The sequence below is a fragment of the Asticcacaulis sp. P2_C5 genome, from assembly GCF_056404555.1.
Genome location: NZ_JBFUDU010000018.1, coordinates 103,403 through 128,549, shown reverse-complemented (window position 1 = coordinate 128,549; position 25,147 = coordinate 103,403). Strand labels below are relative to the sequence as shown.

At 59.5% G+C, this 25,147-nt stretch carries 25 protein-coding genes; 15 read left to right on the top strand and 10 right to left on the bottom strand.

Translation table 11 applies throughout. The features are described from left to right. Positions 1–71 precede the first annotated feature (71 nt). Positions 72–1,154, top strand: coding sequence for an IS5 family transposase (locus tag AC1DXO_RS24225; protein ID WP_476980782.1), 1,083 nt, complete (start codon positions 72–74; stop codon positions 1,152–1,154). A gap of 244 nt (positions 1,155–1,398) precedes the next feature. Here AC1DXO_RS24225 and AC1DXO_RS24220 read toward each other — a convergent pair whose 3' ends face one another. Next, positions 1,399–2,280, bottom strand: coding sequence for a hypothetical protein (locus AC1DXO_RS24220; protein ID WP_476980781.1), 882 nt, complete (start codon positions 2,278–2,280; stop codon positions 1,399–1,401). A gap of 236 nt (positions 2,281–2,516) precedes the next feature. Between AC1DXO_RS24220 and AC1DXO_RS24215 the strand changes: the two genes are divergently transcribed. After that, positions 2,517–3,434: a DUF4349 domain-containing protein gene (locus tag AC1DXO_RS24215; RefSeq protein ID WP_476980780.1), complete on the top strand. Its 918-nt coding sequence runs from the start codon at positions 2,517–2,519 to the stop codon at positions 3,432–3,434. Between the two features lie 1,107 nt (positions 3,435–4,541). Next, positions 4,542–5,231: a DUF4760 domain-containing protein gene (locus tag AC1DXO_RS24210; protein WP_476980779.1), complete on the top strand. Its 690-nt coding sequence runs from the start codon at positions 4,542–4,544 to the stop codon at positions 5,229–5,231. A 410-nt stretch (positions 5,232–5,641) separates the two neighbouring features. On the opposite strand, the gene AC1DXO_RS24205 is transcribed toward AC1DXO_RS24210, so the two are convergent. The 7 genes from AC1DXO_RS24205 to AC1DXO_RS24175 all read right to left on the bottom strand — a co-directional run bounded on the left by AC1DXO_RS24205 (position 5,642) and on the right by AC1DXO_RS24175 (position 10,489). Then, positions 5,642–6,046 carry a hypothetical protein gene (locus tag AC1DXO_RS24205; protein WP_476980778.1) on the bottom strand — a complete coding sequence of 135 codons (405 nt, stop codon included), beginning with the start codon at positions 6,044–6,046 and terminating at the stop codon, positions 5,642–5,644. A gap of 102 nt (positions 6,047–6,148) precedes the next feature. After that, positions 6,149–7,078: a 3-keto-disaccharide hydrolase gene (locus AC1DXO_RS24200; protein WP_476980777.1), complete on the bottom strand. Its 930-nt coding sequence runs from the start codon at positions 7,076–7,078 to the stop codon at positions 6,149–6,151. After that, positions 7,075–7,899, bottom strand: coding sequence for a PhzF family phenazine biosynthesis protein (locus tag AC1DXO_RS24195; protein ID WP_476980783.1), 825 nt, complete (start codon positions 7,897–7,899; stop codon positions 7,075–7,077). Before AC1DXO_RS24195 ends, AC1DXO_RS24200 begins: the two co-directional genes overlap by 4 nt. Positions 7,900–7,964: 65 nt before the next feature. Then, complete coding sequence (locus AC1DXO_RS24190; protein WP_476980776.1) at positions 7,965–8,561, bottom strand: DUF3617 domain-containing protein; 597 nt, start codon at positions 8,559–8,561, stop codon at positions 7,965–7,967. A 132-nt stretch (positions 8,562–8,693) separates the two neighbouring features. After that, positions 8,694–9,389 (bottom strand): uracil-DNA glycosylase, encoded by a 696-nt coding sequence (gene ung, locus AC1DXO_RS24185; protein ID WP_476980775.1) that lies wholly within the window; start codon positions 9,387–9,389, stop codon positions 8,694–8,696. 67 nt (positions 9,390–9,456) lie between these two features. Further along, on the bottom strand, positions 9,457–9,720 hold the full coding sequence (locus AC1DXO_RS24180) for a hypothetical protein (RefSeq protein WP_476980774.1): 264 nt from the start codon (positions 9,718–9,720) through the stop codon (positions 9,457–9,459). 214 nt (positions 9,721–9,934) lie between these two features. Then, a complete protein-coding gene (locus AC1DXO_RS24175) occupies positions 9,935–10,489 on the bottom strand; it encodes a DUF3617 domain-containing protein (protein WP_476980773.1) in 555 nt (184 codons plus the stop codon). A 176-nt stretch (positions 10,490–10,665) separates the two neighbouring features. Between AC1DXO_RS24175 and AC1DXO_RS24170 the strand changes: the two genes are divergently transcribed. Genes AC1DXO_RS24170 through AC1DXO_RS24160 form a run of 3 tightly spaced genes read left to right on the top strand, consistent with a single transcriptional unit; the run spans position 10,666 to position 14,654 of the window. After that, positions 10,666–12,570 carry a CocE/NonD family hydrolase gene (locus AC1DXO_RS24170; protein ID WP_476980772.1) on the top strand — a complete coding sequence of 635 codons (1,905 nt, stop codon included), beginning with the start codon at positions 10,666–10,668 and terminating at the stop codon, positions 12,568–12,570. A gap of 4 nt (positions 12,571–12,574) precedes the next feature. Further along, the gene (locus AC1DXO_RS24165; RefSeq protein WP_476980771.1) at positions 12,575–13,387 is read left to right on the top strand and encodes a helix-turn-helix transcriptional regulator; all 813 of its coding nucleotides are present in this window, start codon (positions 12,575–12,577) and stop codon (positions 13,385–13,387) included. Positions 13,388–13,427: 40 nt separating this feature from the next. Further along, positions 13,428–14,654, top strand: coding sequence for a PDZ domain-containing protein (locus tag AC1DXO_RS24160; protein ID WP_476980770.1), 1,227 nt, complete (start codon positions 13,428–13,430; stop codon positions 14,652–14,654). Between the two features lie 127 nt (positions 14,655–14,781). On the opposite strand, the gene AC1DXO_RS24155 is transcribed toward AC1DXO_RS24160, so the two are convergent. Continuing rightward, positions 14,782–15,225, bottom strand: coding sequence for a DUF3617 domain-containing protein (locus AC1DXO_RS24155; RefSeq protein ID WP_476980769.1), 444 nt, complete (start codon positions 15,223–15,225; stop codon positions 14,782–14,784). Between the two features lie 228 nt (positions 15,226–15,453). Here AC1DXO_RS24155 and AC1DXO_RS24150 point away from each other — a divergent pair, with 228 nt between their 5' ends. The 5 genes from AC1DXO_RS24150 to AC1DXO_RS24130 all read left to right on the top strand — a co-directional run bounded on the left by AC1DXO_RS24150 (position 15,454) and on the right by AC1DXO_RS24130 (position 20,169). Then, complete coding sequence (locus AC1DXO_RS24150; RefSeq protein ID WP_476980768.1) at positions 15,454–16,299, top strand: hypothetical protein; 846 nt, start codon at positions 15,454–15,456, stop codon at positions 16,297–16,299. Between the two features lie 515 nt (positions 16,300–16,814). After that, on the top strand, positions 16,815–17,621 hold the full coding sequence (locus tag AC1DXO_RS24145; protein ID WP_476980767.1) for a hypothetical protein: 807 nt from the start codon (positions 16,815–16,817) through the stop codon (positions 17,619–17,621). Positions 17,622–18,117: 496 nt separating this feature from the next. Beyond that, complete coding sequence (locus AC1DXO_RS24140) at positions 18,118–19,032, top strand: hypothetical protein (protein ID WP_476980766.1); 915 nt, start codon at positions 18,118–18,120, stop codon at positions 19,030–19,032. A 6-nt stretch (positions 19,033–19,038) separates the two neighbouring features. Further along, positions 19,039–19,266 carry a hypothetical protein gene (locus AC1DXO_RS24135; protein ID WP_476980765.1) on the top strand — a complete coding sequence of 76 codons (228 nt, stop codon included), beginning with the start codon at positions 19,039–19,041 and terminating at the stop codon, positions 19,264–19,266. Positions 19,267–19,365: 99 nt separating this feature from the next. Then, positions 19,366–20,169, top strand: a complete 804-nt coding sequence (locus tag AC1DXO_RS24130; RefSeq protein WP_476980764.1) for a hypothetical protein — start codon at positions 19,366–19,368, stop codon at positions 20,167–20,169. A gap of 79 nt (positions 20,170–20,248) precedes the next feature. Here AC1DXO_RS24130 and AC1DXO_RS24125 read toward each other — a convergent pair whose 3' ends face one another. After that, the gene (locus AC1DXO_RS24125) at positions 20,249–20,998 is read right to left on the bottom strand and encodes a helix-turn-helix transcriptional regulator (protein ID WP_476980763.1); all 750 of its coding nucleotides are present in this window, start codon (positions 20,996–20,998) and stop codon (positions 20,249–20,251) included. A gap of 158 nt (positions 20,999–21,156) precedes the next feature. Here AC1DXO_RS24125 and AC1DXO_RS24120 point away from each other — a divergent pair, with 158 nt between their 5' ends. From AC1DXO_RS24120 to prpC, 4 genes are all read left to right on the top strand, one after another. Beyond that, positions 21,157–21,861, top strand: coding sequence for a TetR family transcriptional regulator C-terminal domain-containing protein (locus AC1DXO_RS24120; protein WP_476980762.1), 705 nt, complete (start codon positions 21,157–21,159; stop codon positions 21,859–21,861). A 16-nt stretch (positions 21,862–21,877) separates the two neighbouring features. Continuing rightward, complete coding sequence (locus tag AC1DXO_RS24115; protein ID WP_476980761.1) at positions 21,878–22,639, top strand: DUF899 domain-containing protein; 762 nt, start codon at positions 21,878–21,880, stop codon at positions 22,637–22,639. Between the two features lie 134 nt (positions 22,640–22,773). Continuing rightward, positions 22,774–23,658: a methylisocitrate lyase gene (gene prpB / locus AC1DXO_RS24110; RefSeq protein ID WP_476980760.1), complete on the top strand. Its 885-nt coding sequence runs from the start codon at positions 22,774–22,776 to the stop codon at positions 23,656–23,658. Between the two features lie 183 nt (positions 23,659–23,841). Beyond that, positions 23,842–25,002 (top strand): bifunctional 2-methylcitrate synthase/citrate synthase, encoded by a 1,161-nt coding sequence (gene prpC, locus AC1DXO_RS24105; RefSeq protein ID WP_476980759.1) that lies wholly within the window; start codon positions 23,842–23,844, stop codon positions 25,000–25,002. Positions 25,003–25,147 lie beyond the last annotated feature (145 nt).

Sequence of the window (25,147 nt, the reverse complement as noted above, 5' to 3'; positions counted from 1 at the left end):
CAGTCTGCTGAAAAACCTGTAGCCATTCTGCGTTTGTCGTGATTCCCTTCTTTAGCGAGAAGGAGATAGCGATGCGTGGTGAGTTTCGGGATCAGGTTGGCCTATTTTCTTACGTATCCTTGGAAGAGCGCGTCCCCGATGGCCACCCGCTTCGCAAGGTCCGAGAGTTGGTTCGCGCCGTTCTGGTCGACCTGAACGCGGATTTTTCGGCCATATATTCGGATGAAGGCCGTCCTTCCATTCCACCTGAGCAGTTGCTGAGTGCCTTGCTGTTGCAGGTTTTTTATGGCGTTCGCTCGGAACGCCAGTTGATGGAACAACTGGATTACAATCTTCTATTCCGATGGTTTGTGGGCTTGTCGCCTGATGCCACCGTGTGGGTGGCTACGACCTTCACCAAGAACCGTGAACGCCTGCAGAAGGGTGATGTTTTTGCTAAGTTCATGACGGCCTTGCTACATCACCCAAAGGTCAGGCCGTTGTTGTCAGACGAGCATTTCTCGGTAGACGGCACGCTGATTGAAGCCTGGGCTTCGTTCAAGAGCTTCAAGCCGAAGGACGGGTCTGATGATACGGACGGATCTGATTTTCATAATCAGAAACGTGGCAATGATACTCATGCCTCGACAACTGATAGCGACAGCCGCTTGTATCGCAAGGCTCAAGGTCGTGAAGCGAAGCTGTGCTACATGGGCCACGCGCTAATGGAGAACCGCAACGGCTTGGCGGTTGGTGGCGTCGTCACCCAGGCCACCGGCACAGCCGAACGCGAGGCATCCGAAGCCATGCTGGCGACCAAAGTCCAGCACACCGGCAAGCCGGCGACCGTCGGTGAAGACAAGGCTTATGATGTCGAGGCACATGGAAATGCCTTACGCGAACTGGGTGTGGAGCCCCATGTCGCCCGCAATAATGCCACCACGAAAACCGGCAAGACGCGGAAAACGATCATCGACGACGCTACCGCACAAAGCACCGGTTATGGCATGTCACAGACGCGACGAAAGTTGATCGAGTGCGTTTTTGGCTGGGGCAAACAGCACGGTACCATGCGCAAGACCAAGCATCGCGGACTTGAGGCCGTAGCAGCAGACTTCATGCTCAACCTCATAGGCTACAACCTGGTCCGCATACCCAAATTGGCAGCCCTATAGGAGAGGTCTGCCCAAAATCAGGAAAAACAAACAAAAATTGTCGAAAACAACGGCAAATGAAGAAACCTAAAAGAGCTTGATGGCCGTCTGAAAATGCGGATAGCCAACGGCAAAAAGCTTTTTCAGCAGACTGCTAGAGCGAAATGACTTTAGGTGGAATCGTCATTTCGCTCTAATCTTTTGTTTTGTCGCGCAATTTAACCGAAAAGTGGCATCCACTTTATCGGATTGCGCTCTAGCGCCGCTAAGGCACCGACACCCTGCCCAGCCAGACAAAGCCCATCCATGCAAAGCGATCCGTATCGTCAGGTATTGGCGACGATTCGAGGGTTGTCGGCCTGTCAGAGGGCTTCAACGCGGCCGGCGTTGTTTTAGGTCTGTCGGCCAGGTACTGCGGTATCAGATAGCCCTGAAATCCCGCAGTCGGCGTTATTTGCCATCTTCCATCGGGCCGACGGCGCGCGTCGGCATAATAGCCATCGTCCTTGTCGGTACGATGCCAGCAGGCGAGATTGAGAGCGTCCTCCGTTTTGGCGTCCACAACCTGGCATCCGGCGCGCGAGATGTAGGCCTTGCGCTCTGGCCAATCGATAATCATGAAACCGTCAGCGTCGCTAACTCCGCTTCCAAGCATGCCGCTGGCGATCAAGCGACCGCCGGGGAGGAAGACGGGCTTAAAACTTTCAAAACTGACAACGTGCAGACGCCCGTCGGGATCGAGCAGAACCTGGCAGTTCGTCTCATACGTCGAAAACCAGAGCAGGTAGGCGCGGCGTTGTCTGGCGTCCTTTTCGGTCAATTCAACCGAACGTATGAAGTGCCATGCGCCGTCGAGGGCAAGGTCTGTAAATGTAGCGACGGGCTCGCCGTTCGACAATATTGTCAGTGTACAGCCATTCCAGGTGGCGACCCCAGGCTCGGCTTTCACGCTGTCGAGGTCGGATGCCTGTCGTACTGGCTTGCCTTCCGGGTCGGATATCGGGCAGGCCGAGGGCTCTTCCTGTGGCGTGGCATGAGCAGAGGGCGTCTCCTTCGCCACGTGGCCAGCGACTTGGCTTGCCTGGCTGACGCCGCAGAGAAGGTTTAGAGCCGTTAGTCCGGCCAAAATAATGGGCAATCCGCGCATATTGTTCCCCTCGTTCTCGCCCGACGGTAATATACATGCAGGGAGGTAACAAGCGGTTGCCCTACTATCGCGGGCCAAGAACGGCAAGCTGGTGCTGAAACTTGCCCCGGAATCGGTGACCTTGGTGGCGCTCGACTAAGCGGACAAGCCCGCAAAAATATCCCTCGCCAGATCGGTGAAACGCGCGCATACTTGATCACACGTCCGTGATGTTTGCGTGATAATGAGGTGATCGCATGTCGAAGCCTGTCTGGCGCTCCGCCCTTGTTCTCTTGCCCCTGGTCGTGACCCTGGCCGCCTGCCAGCCCAAGGCCGCCATGGAAGGTTCGCAGACCGAAGCCTTTGCCAACTCTGATAAGGCCATGGCGCCAACCGCTGCAGGCAAACCCGCCGACCCGGCTGCCAGCCTGGCCGTTCCACAGCTGGCTTATGACTACAGGTTCGGTTTCACGGCCGACGCGGCGGGCGTCGAATCCCTGCTGAAGGCCGACCAGGCCGCCTGCGAAAGCGCGGGTGTAACCGCCTGCCAGATGATTTCGCTCAGTTCGAACAGCAACGCCGATAACCGCTATGTCAACAAGACGTTGGAATTACGCGTCTCGCCACAATGGCTGAAAACCTGGCAGGCCGGGCTGAACGCCTCGGTTGCCCGCGCCCACGGTCGCATCAGCGACCAGGCTGTGACCAGCGAGGACCTGAGTCTGCAGCTTGTCGACACCGAAGCGCACCTCAAGAACAAGGAAGCCCTGCGCGACCGCCTGGCCGAGATCATCCGCACCAGTCCGGGCAAGGTCTCCGAATTGATCGAAGCCGAAACGCAATTGTCGCAGGTCCAGACCGATATCGACGCCACCCGATCTGCCCTGGCGATCATGCAAAAACGCGTCGCCACCGTCCATGTCACCCTGACCTACCAGAGCGAGGCCGTGGCGGCGTCCAGCGGCACCTTCTCACCCGTAGTCGACGCCACCAAGGATATCTTGCGCACCATGATGTCGGTTCTCGGCGGCCTGATCCGGGTGCTGTCCTTCCTGGCGCCTCTGGCCCTGATCGGCATTCCGGCCGTCTGGTATGGACGCAAATGGCTCAAATCAAGGCGCAAGGCAGCGCCTGTGGAACCGAAAACGCGGCAGGAAGAACCCGGTATTATGTAGCAAACACACCAGGACGCCCCTGACCTCGCACCCCGTCATAAACCCAATCCCGCTCGGCGCTGTAGCTGCGCGTGGCGTGCTCGTTCTGGATCGACGCGGCGACGAATCCCAAACAGGGAATAGGCGCTTGGTCGCCGCGGGTCGCGACCAAGGCAGAGAAAGAGTAGGGAGGGGACCGCCGCAAGCTGGCTCATAGCGCCTCTCGCCACGGATGGGTGAACAAGTATATGATCACCGCCGCTACTGCGACGGCGAGTGGCCCTTTGGCACAAACTTGGATGCTCCATCCATCCTGACGGACGGCGAGTTCGCAATTTTTGATCAAAGATTGAATAATTTGAAGCATGACCCGTGTTCCCAACCTCCAGACAAAGGTCCGCAACAGGGCGTCTTTGCTTTTTCGATTTGAACTACGGGGTTCCGCCCTTGAAAGGCGGAGGGTCCGCTTGACCGTTCTATGTCACCAAGATAGCGACTCAGCCACGAGATTGGACTGACATCTGCCACTACCATATATAGCAACCGAAATCAAGATGCTCGTTGCACCTTCCTTTCTGCTACGATCGAGATAACAACACGCATGTCGCGCCAAAAGCCCTTATGGTTGCATATTGGGCAGATATGCACTTATGAGTTTTGGGTGCGACTGAGAATTTGCCGATCCCATTCACCGCTCAGACACTAATCTGGCGATGTGCGCTCTCCTATAATTTCTCCATTGGAGAGATATTTTTGGAAAAAATCCCTCGCATTGTCCTGAACATACTGAGTGGAGATAGCTGATAAGGCATCGTTACGATTCCTGCCAAATCGGCCTGTTTCCACAATCAGATCAAGTAATTGCAGGGTTCTAGTGTCGAGCGTCACTTGAAGACGTTCAACCCTCACCGCACTGCGCCTTCCGCGCCTAGTCCCCGTATCATTCATCCAATCCGCCTCCTTTGATTAGACGTCGCATATTTGAAATCCTATTTCAATGCGATCTAAATATCATTTAAATTCCAATTAAAGCTCTTGACTGTTGGGCAAATCAAGGTTAGTGTCCGTTGTTCACAGGGCAATTGGAGCTAAGGCGATGCTAAGAGAAGGCGTTCGAGACTAATCCCGATGCAATGTTCCAACATTGCGCCACCCTCTTCTACAGCAGACATCATTGTCTGCATTGTGCAAGGTGCTGTAACGTGGACCACATTTTTGGGTCCCGGCGTTATTGCTATATCAGCTTTCATAGCCTGGCGAGGCATAAAAAACGTGAAGGAAGTAGCTCAGAAGCGGGCCACCCTTGATTTTATCGAAAAAGCTGAATCGACAGAACATTACCGAAAGCTCAATGATAAGTTCTCCACGCTAAGGCGCGGCGGAGGTTTTTTGCATCTTAATGTGCCCGCCCAAGGGCATGATGACGATCGCCAGAAGGTCGTTGATTATCTCAATCACTACGAACTAGTCTCACTAGGCATACGGCGAGGTGCCTTAGATGGTGATATCTACCGCCAATGGATGGGCGGTGCATTCGTGCGAGATTGGAATGCCGCTAGAGAATGGATTCAGCGTGAACGATGGATGTGGGACGAGGGGAAAAAGAAGTGGCTGTATAGGGAAAGTATATTCAAAGAATATCAGTTAATGGCTAAAAAGTGGAGCCATGACGCTTTGGATTTGACTAAAAATTCATTCCCGCCACCGGAGAAGCCTAAAGAAGGAAATGAAGTTTTACCGCAAACTGAGGGAAGTGGTGGCAATTTGGCTGTAAATGATGAGACAGCTCTAGAAGCGACTAAAGGACCTACTACTTAGCATTCTTCATTTACAACTCCACTCGTAGACGCCCCGTTATCGGTTTATTACGGTAGCCGCCACCTTCCCAAGGTCCTCAAGCACCTTCTTCGTATCCATCCGCCGCCGATCCTGTCGCCACGCAATCTCGGCGGCGTACCCTTCCAAGTATTTTCGGTGGGAACAATGACGTTCAAAGAATATCTTCGCTCTAGGCGCGTGACTGACACGCCTGCTGGAGACTTCACTAAAGATGCTAGTAGCGACAACCGGTTACCGGACGTCAGTTCATGGGCTGAATTGCGCTCTTACTTGGAGCGAAAGGTATCATCCCGGCTGACAGATGATGTCATTCCCGCTGCCCGCCAAGTGTGGAATGCCTATCGGACCAAAATTCGAAACAGCATCAAGGTCTCGTAGCTTTTCACACATTATGCCGTGAATGCTACTATCCACTCCTTGTATTCGCCAATCGTTACGTCGCCGACGACTAGCCCCGCCACGCGCAGCTTCATCAGGCACGCGCCAATCCGCTTCCTGATAATAACATAGGTGGCGTCGTCGGCTCTGAGATTACGGGCCTTAAGCCAGGCCATCGTAATTTCCCGGCTGGTAACTGGCGCTTTAGCTTCTCTGAGGAACTTGAGCACGAAGGGCGTAACGCTACCCTTCTTAGCCCGGTGCTTCGTCACATACCTGGTAACGGCTCGGGGCGTCTGCTCAGGGTCGAATCGCGCGATCGCCCCGCCTGGGTGGTCGATGTCGCAGGTTATCTTCTGGATTTCGCCTTCAAGCGTCTTGCGGAGCTTGTGAAGCTCATCCCGTTTGGCGATCAACCCAACTGCTGTGTTCGGTCTTTCCATTCCCTAAGATTAGATTCTCCGGCGGCGGCGGGCGATGCTACGTTTGGTGCGTTTGCTACATAATACCGGAATAACCTACGGCTTGACGGCGATCACCGGCAGATGATCGATCGGTTCGACGGTGATATGGCGGAAGAAAGTCTCCGCCCCTTCCGACTGCAACTGGATATGGCCGTGGGTCAGGGGTTGGCACACGCCTGCGGCATCCGGATCGCACAGGTTCCACACCTCCATGACCGGCACGCCATTCACCACATGGATGGCATGATTGCCGACGACATACAGGTCAAGCGTATTCCACTCGCCCCCCGGCTTGTCGGCATTGCGGCTGTTTTCGACATTCCACGCCGCTGTGCCGCCTACGACATCGACCACACGACCCTGCATCATGAAGCGCCGCTTCGGATCGATAAGTGACGGATCGCGGCCTTCGATGGTGGTGACGCTGAGACCGTTGCCGACCGGCACGACCATGCCGACGCTGCCGGTCATGATCTCGAATTCGACGGCGCGCATCCACGTCCCCCAGACTGCGCCGGGCTCGCCGTGGCTGTGGTACAGCAGACCGTTATTCTCGGGCTCGTTCAGGCGCGGCGCATAGCGTTTGCCGCTCCATCTGTATTCCAGCCGCAGGTGATAGTTGCCGTAGTCGCCATGATTGACCAGGCTGCCCCACGTCTTGCCGCTGACGAAAAGGGCCGGCTGGCCATCGGCCTCGACGACCTTGAAAATATCGTCTTTACCGCCTGCCCCCAGCGAGGCCGCGTGATCCGGACGATAGGTCTGGGCCGGATCGGCATAGCCCAACCAGCCGTCCCAGTCGTTCAGGTCCTTGCCATTGAACAGATCCACTACCGGGCCTGTCGCCTTGGGCAGGTCCTTCAGGGTCAGGGTCTGCGGCTTGAAAGCCGGATCGTCGCGCGTCATCTCCGCCAGGGACTGGGCATGGACCAACGGCGCCAGCAACAGTCCGGCCACGGCCAGGGAGACAATCACGGATTTCATGCGGGCAACTCCAAACGCAAAACAGATTCGGCAACAGTGACGGCCTGGCCGCGCAGGATAACACGATCGCCCCGCAGTTCGGTGCGGATATCGGCGCCGCGCCGCGGATGCGCCTGATAAAAGGTCATCAACGTCTCGCCGGTCAGGCCGTAATACAACGGTGCCAAGATACAGTGCATCGACCCGGTGGCCGGGTCTTCATCTATCCCCATATCGGGTGGAAAAAAGCGGCTGACCGCATTGTATCGCGCACCCTCATCGGCAGGCGCCGTCACCATAATGTGGCGCTCATTGAATACCGAACCGGCATAGTGCGCCAGCGCTTTTATGTCCGGCGTCAATACGCGCACGCTGGTCTCATTTGGCAATATCGCCACCAGCGCGGGGCCACCATATAGTGCCACCGGCCGGACGCCGAGTATGGCCTCCAGTTCAGGCATGGCGGCGATCTCGTGCGGAGGAAGCGCTGGAAAATCCATCTCCAGTCCGCCCGCGCCACGCCGCACGATCAGGTCTCCCGACTGCGTCATGAAGCGCAATTCGGTCGCGTCCACGCCAAGTTCGTTTAACAGGACGTGGGCCGTGGCCAGGGTGGCATGACCGCAGATCGGCTCTTCCTTGGTCGGCGAAAACCAGCGCAGATCGAACCGGTCGGGCGCTTTCGTCGCGCGCAGAAAAGCCGTTTCGGCCTGGTTGTTCTCCATGGCCAAAGCCTGCATCCAGCCGTCGTCGGGCCAGACTGCAAACGCCGGCGCCACCACGCACGCCGGGCCGCCCTTGAACGCTTCCGTCGCAAAGGCATCGACCATAAACTGACGCAGGCTCAACGGCGCAATTCCACTAAAAATCTTGATACAGCTCGCTCAACGCAACACCGATGGCGACCCTACGCCCCGGGCTTGCCCATGGCCGACATGTTCATCTTCATGCCGTTCATTTCCATGTCTCCGGCCTTCATGCCTTTGGACTCGCATGTCCCCAGCCACTTGCCGTCGATCGCCACGGTCATCGCCGATTTGCCGGCAACGGGCGGATCATAGGTCGCCTCCACCGTCTGGTGATAGGCGTTCTCGCCTTGCATCTCGACATGGATCTTTGAATGGATAGTTCGGTCGCCGTCCTTGCAGGTGGCCGAAATATCGACCGTATTGCCGCTGCGATTGACGCTTTGGTTGGTGCAATCGACCTTGCCACGATTGGACATGCCAATTTCGGTATATTTCTTCGTCATGGCCTCGTCCATGCAGGTCGACATCACCACGTTCTTGCCGACACCCGGCATGGCCGTGGTCATTTCCCACACCCCGGCCTTCAGACCGTTGCCCAAATCACCGCCCGCTGTCACGGCCGGCGCGGCGGAAGGCGCATCCGCCGGCGCCTGGGTGGCGCCTTCACCACCGTCTTCGCCGGCCTCTTTCTTGCCGCACGCCGCCAGAGCGACGAGGGTAAGGGCTATACACACACTAAACCTGATTTTACGCATGATATGCCATCCCTGCATCCCAGCTGTCTTTGAGTCTTCAAGCCCCCCGGCCCGGTCGCGAGACTACTCTGAAAGCTGACCCGACGCCAATAGCTTTCATAGCGTAAAGTTTGATTTTAAAGCCGTCGAATGTCAGGCTGTGTTGGGATCGTCGGGCAGCTTCCAGTCGATCGGTTCGAAGCCGTGCTTCACCAGAAACGCATTGGTCGTCGAAAACGGCTTGCTGCCGAAAAACCCGTTATGGGCCGACAGGGGCGACGGGTGCGGCGCCTTCAGCACCAGGTGTTTGGACGTATCGACGAAGGCTGCCTTCCTCTGCGCATAGGCGCCCCACAGGATGAAGACCACCGGATGCGGCTGCTCATTGACCGCGCGTATGACGGCATCGGTAAAGTTCTCCCAGCCCTTGCCCTGATGGGCATTGGCCATGCCCATCTCGACCGTCAGGACGGCATTGAGCAGCAGCACACCCTGCTTCGCCCAATGTTCGAGAAAGCCGTGCCTGGCCGGCGGAATGCCCAGGTCGGTCTGCATTTCCTTGTAGATATTGACCAGGGACGGCGGAATCTTCACGCCCGGCCGTACCGAGAAACACAGGCCGTGCGCCTGGCCCTCGCCATGATAGGGATCCTGCCCCAGGATAACCACCCGCACCTTGTCGAGCGGCGTCAGGTCCAGGGCGCGGAAATACTCGCTCCCCTTGGGGAAGATGTGCTTTCCCGCCGCTTTTTGCTCCTGCAGGAAGCTCTTCAGGACTTGCATGTAGGGCCGGTTGAACTCTTCGGCCAGGGGAGGCTTCCAGCTATCGTCCAGTTTGACATCGGCCATGATCAAGCTCCGTTGCAGGGATGAACGCACAGCAAGAAAACGAGTCAGGTATCAAGTCAATGCGCGTCTAACCGACGGCCTGGTAAAGCAGGACAAAGCCGACCACACCTGCGAGCGAGCATACCAGCCCGGCGACACCCAGCGGATTCAATTTGCGCCGCATGGCCTGGACACCGGTCCACAGCCATAGCGCAACCGCCATAAGGGCCGTGACATTCAGAGCGGCAACAGTCCCCGCATAATGGGTTGGAAAATCGCACACCTCATGGCCCGGCGGTCCACAGGGCCAGTCGTGCCTGGTCGCTGCGGTCAGCGTGAACCAAATTGCCACGCTAAAATACCATAGTATCGGGGCCCAGGCGAAAAGCGTTGTCCAGGTGAGATGATCCGAAAATTTCTTGCTCACGCGCGTCCCTTATCTCGACGCCTATCCTCACGCACCCGCGTCTGCGACTATTGACAACGGAATTAGGAAACTTTGCAAGTTCTACTCGGTGTTACCCGTGGCTTCCCGGGCCTGGGCCGGCAACTATCGGCAAGCTCCGTTACACGACTTTGTCACATGTTCCCGTAATCACGCCCGAAACATGCAGCGTCACGTCTTCAGCGGCCGTCACAACGGTGATATCGCCGGCGAACGACTGACCGTCGGCGGCGTAGTTCAGCGAACCTCCGCCCTTGACCGCATCGCAATCATTGCTCCACGAAACAGTATGGTCCTGCGCCGTAAAGGCGGGTTCGCCGCACTGGGGCCCCGTAACCTCGACCGGTGGCGACGCCAGTTCCTCGGGCTTCAGGCACAGGCTGGCCGTTGTGGTCGTTGGGGTCTGGCCCGCCACCGTCGTCAGGCTGGTTATCTGCCACAGCAGGTCTTTACCAGGCTGTGGCGGTGGGGTGGCATCCGTAGCGGGATCAGGTGAAACGGCAAAAGACGAGGACGCCACGGACGCTTCTGGAGCAGCTTGCCCGGTCTCCTGGGGCTGACTACGGCCCCAGACGGCAGAGCTGATCAGGCCGGCCGCCAGAACCCCGGCGACGGTGGCTGCAAAAACATTGCGGGAAAGGGGGGCGTTGCGCGAAACAGGTATCTTGGATGGCATGCAGAGGCTCCTTATGGATGCCCTGCCCGCTCGCCTTGATCTGGCGCCTGAACATGGCCAGCCTAGCCGTCCAGAGCGTAAACAAACAATAGGATTCGCTGCTGCCTTGAATCGGCGAAACAAGCGTGTAGTGTGCGCGACAAAGTTTCATTTGTATCTGTAATGAGGACTGCCCGATGAACCGCTGGAAATCCTTTGCCTGCGCCGCCGCCCTGCTCGCCGCTGTGGCCGTTCCCGCCATCGCCCAGGACACCGCCAAGGTGACACCGATGACGCCGGAAATGAACCCTGCCTATGAGACCGCCCAACCGCAGGCCGACTATATCCGCCGCACGGCGATGATCCCGATGCGCGACGGCAAGAAGCTGTTCACCGTCATTGTCATGAAGAAAGGGACGCACAACGGCCCCATCCTGCTCAGCCGCACACCGTACAATGCCAACAAGGCGACCTCGCGTAATCCCAGCCAGAAGATCACCGAGATCCTGCCGCTGATGGACGCCCAGTTCGTCAATGACGGCTATATCCGTGTCTATCAGGACATCCGCGGCCGCAACAAGTCGGAAGGGGATTTCATCATGAACCATCCGGTGCGCGGCCCGCAGAACGACACCGGCATCGATGAATCGACCGACGCCTATGACACGATCGACTGGCTGGTCAAGAACGTCCCCGAAAGCAACGGCAAGGTCGGCATCACGGGCAGTTCCTATCTCGGCTTCACCTCGCTGATGGCCGAAATCGACCCGCACCCTGCTCTCAAGGCATCCGTCCCGCAAAGCCCGATGGTCGACGGCTGGATGGGCGACGACTGGTTCCACAACGGCGCCTTCCGCCAGCCCAATTTCGACTATGTCACCGCAATGACGACCAATGCCGGCGACAATGACCCGGTCCCTTATGGCACGGGCGACGACTATCTGAAATATCTCGAAGCCGGCTCGGCGGGTGACTTCGCCAAGACCTGGGGGCTCGACAAATACCCCTTCGTGCAAAAGCTGATGCAGAACCCGGCCTATAGCGAGTTCTGGTCCCTGCAGGCGATCGACAAGATCCTGGCCACCAAGCCTTTTACCGTCCCGACCATGCTGGTGGTCGGCCAGTGGGACCAGGAGGATTCCTACGGCGCCCCGGCGGTCTACAAGGCGTGGGAACCCAAGGATATCGGCAATGACGAACTGACCCTGGTCATCGGCCCATGGCGCCATTCCGGGGTCAATTACGACGGCTCAACCCTGGGACCGCTCACCCTGCCCGGCGACACGGCGCTCGAATTCCGCACCAAATATATGAAGCCCTTCCTCGATCACTATCTGAAGGACGCGCCCGATCCGCATACGCCCCCGGTCCTGACCTATGCCACTGGCGCCAACCACTGGGACGAAGGCCAAAGCTGGGGCACCGGGCCGCTGAAGCCTCTATACCTGACGGGTAATTCCGGCCTCAGCTTCGACAAGCCGACAGCCGGCGCGACCCACGATGACTATGTTTCCGATCCGGCAAAGCCGATCCCGTTCGTGCCGCGCCCGATCCACATGCGCGACGCCAATGTGTGGAAGCCGTGGCTGGTCCACGACCAGCGTTTCGTCTCCGACCGCACCGACGTCCTGCTGTACCAGACGGCCGTGCTCGACAAACCTGTCCATATCATGGGCCAGCCCATGGTCGACCTGTTTGCCGCCACCTCGGGCACCGACAGCGACTATGTCGTCAAGCTGATCGACGTCTACCCGGATGAAGACACCTACCATCCCGATACGGCGGGCCAGCAACTGGCGGTCGGCATCGAAATCTTCCGCGGCCGCTACGTCCACGGCTTCGACAAGCCCCAGGCCCTGACGCCCGGCAAGGTCGAGGAATACAAGTTCGGCCTGCCCAATGTCGACCACGTCTTCCTGCCCGGCCACCGCATCATGGTCCAGGTCCAGTCGTCGCTGTTCCCGCTCTACGACCGCAATCCGCAAACCTTCGTGCCGAACATGTTCTACGCCAAGCCCGAGGACTACAGACAAGCGACGGAAAGCGTGTATCACGGGGGAGCCCAGGCCAGCGCTATCCTGTTGCCCATAGTCGCGCAATAGGCCGATGACCGTAAAAGGCAACCGGGATAAGGGGCGCAGTGATTGGGCCCGCTTTGCACGGCCCTCCGCCCTGCCCGGCGTTGAGCTGGTCTCGGTTGCCTATCGCGACCGTGCCTTCCCGATCCATACCCATGCCGAATATGTCATAGGCGTCGTCACCGAAGGCGCCGAGGTGCTGGAAACCGGCGGCGCGCGCCATATCGTGGCGGCCGGCGATGTCCTGCAGCTGCACCCCGGCCAGCCCCACGCCAACCGGTCGCATGGTCCCGACACCCTGCGCTACGACGTCTTCTACCTGCCCGCCGAGATCCTCCTGGCCTTTCACGACCATGTGCCGGCCTTCGCCAGCCCGGTGATCCCTGGTCACCGTCATGCCCATCGTCTCAGTGACTGTCATGCGGTTTTGAGCGACACCGCGTCGGGTGCGCTGGAACAGGAAACCGCCCTGATGGCTGTCGTCCGGACCATCACGAATACCACCGATGCCGCCCGGCCTGTTGCCCAAAGCGGCCCGGCGATCGATCGCGCTCGTGCCTATATCGACGCCCATTTTGCTGACAATTTCGGACTCTCGACCCTGTCGGCGGTGGCGGATCTCAGCGTCTTCCACCTCGCCCGCAGTTTCAAGGCCGCGGTGGGCCTGAGCCCCCTCGCCTACCGCAACCAGCGCCGCGTCACCGAAGCGCGCCGCCGCCTTTTGGCCGGCGAGCGCATCGCCGATATAGCTCTCGACCTGGGCTTTGCCGACCAGAGCCACCTGACACGCCAGTTCCAGAAACTGGTCGGCGTCTCACCTGGCGCCTACGGACAGCAATAGCGTTCAAGACCGCAATCCGCGCCTGCGTTATCCTGACGCTATGACCAAGATTCTCCTTGCCCCGCTCCTCGCCGCACTGCTCGTCGCCACACCGGTTCACGCAGAGCCCCCAATCTCCAGCTACCTGGCTGCCGACTACCTGGCCGACGCCCGCGCCATACCCGATCTGATCGCCGCTAACTACGCCTATATGGATGACCTGCCGGGCGGGGTCGTCCCGCATTCCGCCATGCTCGATGCCGAACGCGAAGCCGTCCACGATCACGACTCGCTGCTGCACTATGCCGAAGACATGATCACCGTCCTGGCCGACCACCACGCCCTGACGCAGAACTCGTTCAACGACGACTGGGCGCTGGTGCCGACCTATGCCGACCTGTGGCTGGTCCGGACAAACAACGCCTACGTCGTTGACGCCGTCAAGCCCGGAAGCCCCGCCGACCTGGCCGGAATCCAACGTGGCGATCGCCTGACAACCATTGACGACACACCCATCGATACGGCTGTCACGGCCTTTTGGTCCCGCCTCGGGCTGGAAGCCAGCGGCGAACGCGCGCCCTATGCCGCGCGCGTCCTGGCCGCCGGCCGGCGCGATTGCGACCGCCACCTCACCCTGACCAATGCCGCCGGCCAGACGCGCGCTCTGACCCTACCCAGCCTCTACAGCCTCCAGGCCGACCTGCCGCCGATCATGGTCATCCCGGGCGCGAAAGGCGCTGTCACGATCCGCTTCAACAATGACCTCGGCGACTCCGCCACCATCACGGCCTTTGACGCCGCCATGGCCGCCATCGCGCCCAGGGCGACGGTCACCCTGGACCTCAGCGACACGCCGAGCGGCGGGAATACCAGCGTCGCCCGCGCCGTCATGGGTTGGTTTGTCACAAAAGCCATGCCGTACCAGGTCCATAACCTGCCGGCTGAGGAACGTGAGACCGGGATTGCCCGGCAATGGATCGAGGAAGTCCTGCCCCGTCCCGGCAAGTACCATCCGGGACCGGTCCGCGTCATCGCCGGGCGCTGGACGGGCAGCCTGGGCGAAGGCCTGGCTGTCGGCTTCATGGCGCTAGGCAAGCCGGTTTGTAGCACGGCCTCATCCAGCCGGAAAATGGCCGGCCTAAAAGGCGCGGTCTACGATTTCGACCTGCCCAAGACCGGCCTGAGGATCAAGTTTCCGGCCGAACGCCTCTATACGGTCTCAGGCCAACCGCGCGAAGATGTCGTCCTCCCGGCGTGCAGCACGCCAGCCGCCAAACGCCGGCTCTAGCGTTCCTGAGGTTTCACGCCTTGCGCTTGCGCAGACGGTTGCCGATCAGCGCAACACGACGATGACGATTACTACCTCCATTGCACCGAGACTGGCGCGCAAGCAAACAATCGGATTCGCGCCGCCGTCACAGGCTGCAGCTGTCGACCGCCGTGGCGTCGATCGTGGTCTGCACACTGCGTCCATTGGCCGCGATCGTGCTTTCGCCGCTGAATTTGCTGTTATCGCTCGCAAAGGTCAGCTTGCCCTCGCCCTTCGCGGCAGTGCAGTTGGCCGTCCAGGTCAGGCTGTCGCCCGTCCGCTGAAAGGTCTGGCCCGGACAGCGCGGCCCGGTGATCTTTTCCGGCGGATGATTGAGCTGCGCCAGTCCCATGCATATGTAGGACAGGCCGATCTTAGGCTCACCGCCGTCGATGCGGGTCTCGATATTGATCTCGTACTGCTGGGTCGCGCCGGCGCTCCGAACGGCTGGCGCTGCCATCAGGAGCAGGCCGCCGCCCGTTATCAGGCACAGGGAAACCATTACACTTTTAGGGGAAATCAGGGACATTCCTGGGGATAGAAAAGACATGGCGAGCTCCTCCGAGTTAGCGGACGCCGTTGCACCGGCAGCCCATTACCTACGCTCACAGTTCCCCCCTATGACGCCGCGCGGACACGGTCGCCGTCACGCCATGATTATAACATGGTTAAGGCCGGCGGCCTAATGCCTCATTCACCGGCGCAACGCCTTCTGCCGGTTGACATTTTAGGCCTCATCCTTCCTAATCACGCCATTCGGGTGACGGGGGGCTTTAGCATGCAGGACGATTTTGAGCCGGATGCGTCCGGTCGCGATCCCTACGATCGTACCCCGTCGCGCCGCGATACCTTTGGCCGCCCCCAGGGATCAACCACCCTGGTCAGGATCCTGCTGGTCGTCGGTTCTATCGTCGCCGTCCGGATCGTCATGGCCCTCGTCGCCTGCTCCCCTGAGCAGCGGGCGGAACGGCTGGCGCAGGATTACGACGCCGAGATGATGGCCAATCCGCAGGCTCGCCCGGGCGTGGTCCGGATGCAAACCTCGTTCCCCGGCGAATACAACCAGCTGAAGGCAAAAGTCGTCGCGGCCACCCGGGCCGGCGCCTCCCGTCAGGAGATCGATATCGTCACCGCCGGATTCATGGCCCGATTCATGAAAATGCACAGCGACGACCTGGCGCATGCCCCCACCGCAGACTTGAAGGCCATCCGGGAAGCTCGCCTCGACCTCTATCTGGCGCTGCAGGCCGTCTCCACCGAGCAGTGCGCCGAATTGTTTCGCACCGGTTCGCTTCTCGGACACGTCAAAAGCCTCGACCGGGATTCGCTTGCCATCGTGGGCCGTTTGTCTGTCATCAACCTCGACGCCATCGTGGCGGGCCACGACCATCCGGTGGCCCGCTCTCCCCTGACCACTTCAGAACACGCCGCGGTGGCCCGCGAATTCCGCCGCACCGGACTGTCGCAGAGCCAGTTGGTCACGATCGCAGACACGCGAAAACTGATGGCGCTGCCTTCCCGTGACCAATGCAACATGGCCGTCAAGGCTGCAACCGCGATGAACCAGCTTCCGCCGGCCCTGGCGGACGGGGCGTTCGTCGAAAGCCTTCAGAGCCAGAATTAAGCTCACCTCAGGGAGAAACCATCATATCCTACCCATCCGTCTGCGACGTCGCCGCCGCGCCATCGGAGAATCTCAAGACCGTCCGCGCGGCGCAACTGACGGCCCTCACGGTGCTGCAGGCATCGCCGGACGAACTGTGCGCTGCCTATGCCACCTCCGGAATCCCGAACGACATGCCGGTTGACGCGACATGATATTTATTCTTGGCATTGGCATTTTGGGCGCTGGGGGCCTCCTGGCCGTTCTGGGAACACTGAGCTCGGGGCATCTCAAGATAGACAATGTTTGCAACCTCAGTCGTGAGCGACAACCAGCCAGGTTCTTCCTGACCCTCGTTGCGGCCACGATTGTCTTCGGCATGCTTCTGTTTGTCTGCATCGCCAGTTTTTGGGCAGTCCTCGGGACCACTTCGCCGTAAAAGAGAACGCGAGTCCCACTCCGCACCCGAAACATGCCCGGCGCTTGACATCCGCCGGACCGTCGCGGCTAATTGGGGGCTAGCGAGGGGACTTATCATGGCCAAGACCAAAGGACGCAAGTCGGGCTTCAGCCTGATCTGGTTTATCGTCATCGTGGCGGTCGCTGTTGGCGCCTATGCCGGGCTCCACACCCTGTCCCGCCATGCCGGCACCTGGGAGGCGGACGCGGAACTTCTGCAAAACCAGCGCGATTCCGAGCACTACGATAACACCCTTCTCACCAACAAACCCTACGGTCCTATCTACGTAAAGCTCAAGACCTATTATCCCGACGACTATGTTGCCCTAAAGACCGAGGTGATCAACGCCCAGAGATCTCATGCACAAGACCAGGAATTGGAAGCCATCGCCAGCAACTTCATGCATAAATTCCTTATCGCACACGCTGCGGAGTTCGCGGCAGCGCCTGCGGAAAACCTGAAGGCGGTGAGAACCGCCAATCTTGACGTCATGACCACCATACAGAATTTCTCGAAGCAACAGTGCGCCTTCTATTTTATGGAGGGCCGCCTGCCGGACGATCTCGATGATATCACACTCGAAGCCGTCGCCAATCTGGCAGCCGTGAAGATAGACGCCATGGCAGCCGGGCGGGCGCATCCGACGCCGCGCAGAAAAGCGACGAAGGCAGATCACGCGGCCTTTTTCAGGGCGATGCAGCGCAACGGCCTGACGAAAGCCCAGACCCGCATGCTCGCCGAGCAGGACGGACTGGAAGCCGCCGGCTCGGCCGACCAATGCGCCATTGGCGTCATTGTGTCACGAAGCGTCATCGATCTACCCGGCGCCGTAGCGGACAGGCTTACCGTGGAAATGGCAACGGTGCCGCCCGACCCAAAATAGGGTTGACGGTGCGTAAAACACATTGCCCGAACGCGGCGGCGCACCGCAGAGCCATTTCATCAGACGTAGTCGTACATCAACCCGGGCACTGTCGCCTCCGGCAAAGCCGTTGGCCGGCGCCTTCCAGTCGCAGCTTTCCAAGTCCTTTTGCGCCTTCCGGTTTCATCGCAGCCCCCTGACGACATAAGCGGAGCAATCGGCCTGAGCCTGGGCCTTCGCATGGTTTTTTGCGTTTGGCAAAATTGGTGCTGGGAGAGCGGGAGATACTCGTCTGCCTGTTACCAGACCCCAGCTTTTCGCCTCGCCAGGTCTTCCCTCCCGGCCTGGCTGAGACCAAAATCAGGTAAGCAAAACCTGCGAAGCTTTTCAAGGTCTGGTATTACGCCAACGGCCGTTCATCCCTGGCAATGTCGCCAACAGGGCCTCTGAACGGGTAGCTGTTGACACATCCATCTTGGATGTCATTAATCGGTGTTCACGTAGAGGGGAACGACGGGTGGATAACGATTCAAATCAGGACAATTCCGACCTGCCGCCCTATGGTCGAGATCCCTACAATCGGACTCGTCATCAGCGAGACAGCTACGGCCGCATAAAGCGCAAGGGGCCCAACGCCCTTCTGATCGCGTGCGTCGTCATTGCCGCGTTTTCGACGATCGGGGGTCTGATCTTTACCTTGTCGCCTCAGCAACAGGCTGCGCGAACATCGGCAAATTTCGATACACGCGTGGAGACAGACCCGCGGGTCGGTCCTGTCATGATCAGGCTGAAGACAGCGTTTCCGAAGGACTACCAGGACCTGAAAACCCAGATTTTGGACGCTGACAAATCCGGTGCGACCAAGGAACAGATTGTCTCAATAACCACCGCTTTCATGACCAGGTTCATGGCTACGCATCGCAGGGACATGGCCTACGCCCCCTCCGAAAACCTGAAGGCGATCCGGGACAGCCAACTCGCAGCCTACTACGCCTTGCAAAGCGCGTCCGAAGACCAATGCGCTCTCCTTTTCCGTACTGGCTCCGAACGGGGACAAAAGCTTGATCCCAAATCGCTGTCGGCCATGGGCAATCTGACAGCCGCAAGCATAGACGCCATTATCGCGAGCCAGACCGGCCGAACGGCCCAGAATCCCAGGATGGCGCTTAGCCTGGATGACATGGGAGCGGCCCAAACCGGTTTACCTGGCCGAGAGTCAATGACGACAAGCGATCAACGCGCCCTGCTGAAGGAGTTTCGCCGCAACGGCGTGACGGACGCGCAACTTGCCCTTCTGGCCGATTCACAAAAACTGTTGGCGGCCAGTTCCCATGACCAGTGCGCGATCGGCATCATCATCGCCAAAAGCATGACCACCGCCCCCGCAGAGTTGGCGGACAAGGCCATGGTCGAACAGATCATAGGGCTCTGACGCAGTATGGTATTTCTTCTTGGCATCGGTGTTCTGGGTGCCGCGGGTCTCCTCGCCGTTTTCGGAACACTTAGTGTAGGCCACCTCAAGATTGACAATGTGTGCGACCTTAGTCGTGAGAAACAGCCGGTGAGGTTTTTCCTGACCGTCGCGGCGGCAACCCTTGTCTTCGGCGCGCTTCTGTTTGTCTGTATCTTCTCCTTCTGGATAGCCGTCGCCACCACATCGCCGTAAAAGAGAACGCGAGCCTCCATTCCGCACCCGTAAAGCGGCCCAACGCTTGACATGCGCCGAGCCATCGCAGCTAATTGGGGGATGGTGAGGGGAGTTATCATGGCCAAAACCAAAGGACGCAAGTCGGGCTTCAGCCTGATCTGGTTTATCGTCATCGTGGCGGTCGGCGTCGGCGCCTATGCCGGGCTCCACACCCTGTCCCGCCATGCCGGCACCTGGGAGGCGGACGCGGAACTTCGGCAAAACCAGCGCGATTCCGAGCGCTACGATAACACCCTTCTCACCAACAAGCCCTACGGTCCAATCTTCGTAAAGCTGAAGGCGGCGTTTCCGGATGAGTATGTCGTCCTGAAAACAGAGGTGATCAATGCCAACAGATCGCACCAGAGTGCTGAACAGATCGAGGCCATCAGCCGTAACTTCATGCAAAACTTCCTCGCCACGCATGCCGCGGAGTTCGCGGCGGCGCCAACGGAAAACCTGAAAGCGTTACGAATCGCGCAGTTGGACGTCACGACCGGCCTGCAGATTGCCTCGAAGGCGCAATGCGCGGCCTATTTCATGACGGGGCTGCCGCCTGACGGGCTCGACAACGTTACGATGGAATCCATCGTCAACCTGGTCGCCTTACGCCTCGACGCCATCGCCGCTGGCCGGGCGCATCCGACGCGGCGCGGCAAGGCGACGGCTGCCGATCACGCGGCCATGTTCAAGGCAATGCAGCGCGCCGGCCTCACGCAGGCCCAGACGCGCCTGCTCGCCGAACCTGAGAAACTCGAAACTGCCACCGCCGATGAGCAATGCAAGATCTCGGTTATAGTCGAGCGCAGCGTGCTGGATCTGCCGGCCGCCACGGCGGATCGCCTGACCGTCGAAATGATGTCCGGAGACGACAACAAGTAGACCAAGCCTGCCCGGGCCACCAAGGTGGCTGGACTATCTTGAAGGTCGGGACCTCTATGCCAAATTATGATCGCGCCCCCTAAACCACCACTGCCTGTCCCTCACCCATCCCGCCATAGGCATTGGCCGACGCCTTCCAGTCGCAGCTTTCCGCGTCCTTTTGCGCCTTCCAGGCCTTCAGCAGGGCTGCCCGACGTTTCGGATAGCGCTTGCCCGTTAGTTCCCAGCCCTTGATGCGGTCGGTGCGAAAGCTGCGGAAGTCCTGGCGCATTTCGCACCAGCCGATCAGCAGGCGGACATGATCGAAAAAGCCCAGGGCGAAGGGCCATACCACGCGTTGGGTCGTCTCGCCCTTCAGGTCGGTATAGCTTAGCGCCACGCACTGTTCCGACCGGATGGCGCTGCGCACATCGCCCAGGTCGATAATGCTTTCGTGACGCGGCCAGGCCGGCGCGATCAAAAGGCCGGTCGATTCCATATCGTCGCTCATATCCTTGGGCAGGACGGCGGCGATCTTGGTCAGGGCGTTATGCGCCGCCTCGCCCAAACGCGCATCGGCCCGGTCGGCGACCCAGCGCGTCCCAAGGACCAGCGCCTCCAGCTCCTCCTGCGACAGCATCAGCGGCGGCAGCATATAGCCGGGTCGCAGCACGTAGCCTACGCCGGGTTCACCTTCGATATGGGCGCCCTGGGCCTGCAGCGCGCCGATATCGCGGTACAGGGTACGCAGCGATATATCCAGTTCACGCGCCAGTTCGGCGCCCGCTACGGGATAGCGATGGCGGCGGAGCAGTTGCAACAGATCGAGAAGACGGGTGGCGCGTGTCATAAGGTAGTCGCCCGAAGAGGATGGCCGGAAGGGTACGCTACGCAACAGGACTTATTACAGACGTAACTAAAGACACATAGTGCCAAAATTTGTCAGCATGGCATTGTAATTATTTCGCCGCCTTGACATAGTTTCTATAAACATACATACCGGTCGGTATGTCAATAGACTTAACACCACAGTCCGTTCCTAACGCCTCGCGCCGCGATCCTGCCCGGACGCGCGAACGCCTGCTGACGGCCGGCTTCGAGGAGGTCTACCGCCTGGGTTTCCAGGGTAGCGACCTCAACTCCATCCTTGGCCGGGCCGGTGTTACCAAGGGCGCGCTGTACCATCACTTCGACAACAAGGAGGCCCTGGGCCACGCCATTATCAGTGATGTGGTGGGTGTCATCACCGACAGCAAGTGGCTGGCGCCACTTCGTGATGCCGAAGACCCGATTTCTGCCCTGATCGCCATTGTCGAAAGCACGGTGACCACCGACGAGGCTGTTGCCGGCGGCTGCCCGCTCAACAATCTGGCCCAGGAGATGTCGGGCGTCGACGAAGGATTTCGCACCCGCATCGCCGGATTGTTCACGATGTGGATTGCCGGGGTCGCGGAGGCGTTGGAACGCGGCCAGGCCACAGGCTTTGTGCGCAGTGATATTGACGCCCGTGAAGCGGCCACGGGCCTGATCGCGTCCTATGAAGGTTATTTCTCGATCGCCAAGAGCACGCGCAGCGGCGCGATCATGGCCGTCGGCATCCGCCAGATTGTCACCTACCTCAACGCCCTGCGCCCGGAAAACCTCCCCACTCGTGGGGAGGTGGCGGCGAAGCCGACGGTGGGGGTGCCTGCCCAGCCCACGGACTTGACATAAACACAGGAGGCCTACCATGGATACCGCATCTCCCCTCACCCCGCAGGTCGTCTCACGCGAAGACTGGCTGGCCGCCCGCATCGCCCTGAAGGCCGAGGAAAAACGCGTCCTGCACGAAATGGACGCCCTGGCCGCCCGGCGCAAACAATTGCCGTGGGTCAAGGTCGACAAGCTTTACGTCTTTGAGACGGCGGACGGCCCCAAAACCTTGTCCGACCTGTTTGAAGGCCGCAGCCAGTTGCTGGTCCAGCACTTTATGTATAGCCCGGACTGGGAAGAGGGCTGCGTCGGCTGTTCCCTGGGCGCCGATCATATGCACGGCATCTGGCCGCATCTGGAAAACCACGACGTCAAGTTCACCGCCATTTCCCGCGCCTCGGTCGCCCAGATCGACGCCTTCAAACTGCGCATGGGCTGGGGCTTCGACTGGGTATCGTCGGCCAATACCGACTTCAACTACGATTTCGACGTCTCCTTCCGTCCGGAAGACATGGCCTCGGGCAAGGTGTGGTACAATTACGCCGAGCGCGAAGGCATCAACATCGCCGACCTGCCGGGCATGAGCGTCTTTTACAAGGACGCCGATGGCACTATCTATCACACCTATTCGGTCTATTCGCGCGGCACGGAACTGACCTCGGGCGTGTTCCAGTTGCTCGACATCACGCCGAAAGGCCGCAACGAAACCGGTCCCAACTTCAACCTGACCGACTGGGTCCGCCATCACGACAAGTATGAAAGCGCCAAACCCGCCGCGTCGTGCTGCGGCGGCAGCTAAATTACTAATTTCAACGATCGTTGAATTGACCCCATCCCTGGCAAGGCCTATATGACAATGGCTTGACTCAGTTCGTATCAAACGATACGACCTCGGCCAAAAGCATAAGCCAAAGAACACAAGGATGTACCGGGATGGCGTTAAACTCCGCCGGCGCGAAATTTCGCCAGGCCCTGAAGGACGAACAGCCGCTTCAGGTGATCGGCGCCATCAATGCCAATCACGCCTTGCTGGCCCAACGCGCCGGCTATAAGGCCATCTATCTAAGCGGTGGCGGCGTCGCGGCCGGTTCGCTCGGCCTGCCCGATCTCGGCATCAATACGCTCGACGACGTCCTGACCGATGTCCGCCGCATCACCGATGTCTGCGACCTCCCCTTGATGGTCGACATCGATACGGGTTTCGGTCCGTCGGCCTTCAATATCGAACGTACCGTAAAATCGCTGATCAAGTTCGGCGCTAGCTCCTGCCATATCGAAGACCAGGTCGGCGCCAAGCGCTGCGGCCATCGCCCCGGCAAGGAGATCGTCACCACCGAAGAAATGGTCGATCGGGTCAAGGCCGCGGCCGATGCCAAGACCGATCCGGACTTCTTCCTGATTGCGCGTACCGACGCTATCGCCGTCCATGGGGTCGACGCCGCCATCGAACGCGCCGTCAAATGCGTCGAGGCCGGCGCCGATGGTATCTTCGCCGAAGCGGCTTATGATCTCGATACCTACAAGCGCTTTGTCGACGCCGTGAAAGTGCCGGTCCTGGCCAATATTACCGAATTCGGCAAGACGCCCTTATTTACCCGCGAGGAACTGGCCTCGGCCGGCGTCGCCATCCAGCTGTATCCGCTGTCGGCCTTCCGCGCCATGAACAAGGCGGCCGAGACAGTCTACGAAGCCATCCGCCGCGATGGTCACCAAAAGAACGTTCTCGACACAATGCAGACGCGCGAGGAACTGTACGATCGCATCGGCTACTACGCCTTCGAACATAAGCTGGACACACTGTTCAGCGGACAAAAATAACAGGATTTTGGCCACGAAAAACGCGAAAAGCGCGAATAGGGCTGTGGAACCACCTTCGCCCGAAGGGCTTTCACTTGATGCTGCGGCAGTCTGGATTGACGGCGCTTCGCGCAGATACCAGCGGCTGCCTTTTCGCGCTTTTCGCGTTTTTCGCGGCTAAAACGAAACACAGGGAGTCTCACCATGGACACGGCCAGCGAACCCACCACCGGTTTCAAACCCAAGAAATCCGTCGCCCTGTCCGGCACGGTCGCCGGCAATACCGCGCTATGCACGGTCGGGCGGACCGGCAATGACCTTGCCTATCGCGGTTACGATATCCTCGACCTCGCCGCCACGTCCGAGTTCGAGGAAATCGCCTATCTGCTGGTCCACGGTAAACTCCCCAACCGAACCGAACTGATCGCCTACAAGGTCAAGCTCAAGGCCATGCGTGGCCTGCCCGCCGCCCTGAAGACCGTCCTCGAAAGCCTGCCGCCTTCCGCCCATCCGATGGACGTCATGCGTACAGCCGTATCAACGCTGGGCTGTTTGACGCCAGAGCGCGACGACCACGGCCATCCCGGCGCCCGGGACATTGCCGACCGCCTGATGGCCGGGCTCGGCTCGATGCTGCTCTATTGGTATCACTTCAGTCATAACGGCCGCCGCATCCAAACCGAGACCGACGACGACAGCATCGGCGGCCATTTCCTGCATCTGCTGCACGGCGAGAAACCGCGCGACTCGTGGGTCCGCGCCATGCACACCTCGTTGATCCTGTATGCCGAACACGAGTTCAACGCCTCAACCTTTGCCGCCCGCGTCGTCGCCGGCACAGGCTCCGATTTTTACAGCGCCATCGCTGGCGCCATCGGCGCCCTCCGCGGCCCCAAGCACGGCGGCGCCAACGAGTTCGCCTTCGATATCCAGAAACGCTACGATACCCCCGACGAAGCCGAGGCGGATATCCGCGCCCGGGTCGAGCGCAAGGAGGTCGTCATCGGCTTCGGCCATCCGGTCTACACAGTGTCCGATCCGCGCAACGAATGCATCAAGGCGGTCGCCAAGGCCCTCAGTGCCGAGCAGCACAATATGAAGATGTTCAATATCGCCGAGCGTCTCGAGACGGTGATGTGGGACATCAAAAAAATGTTCCCCAATCTCGACTGGTTCAGCGCGGTCAGCTACCACATGATGGGCGTACCGACGGCCATGTTCACCCCCCTCTTCGTCATCTCGCGCACCTCGGGCTGGTCGGCCCATATCATCGAACAGCGCCAGGACGGCAAGATCATCCGCCCCAATGCCAACTATATCGGTCCGGAAGACCGCCCGTTTGTCGCGTTGAACGACCGTCCCTAAGTCAAGAAGGTTTATCCACAGATTACACCGATTACACAGATTGAGATAAAGGCGCTACGCGCCGGCAGACCTCACAGATCACGCGAATCTCTGCCCGTAGAACTCTGAAAAATCTGCGTAATCTGCGTAATCTGTGGATAAACCA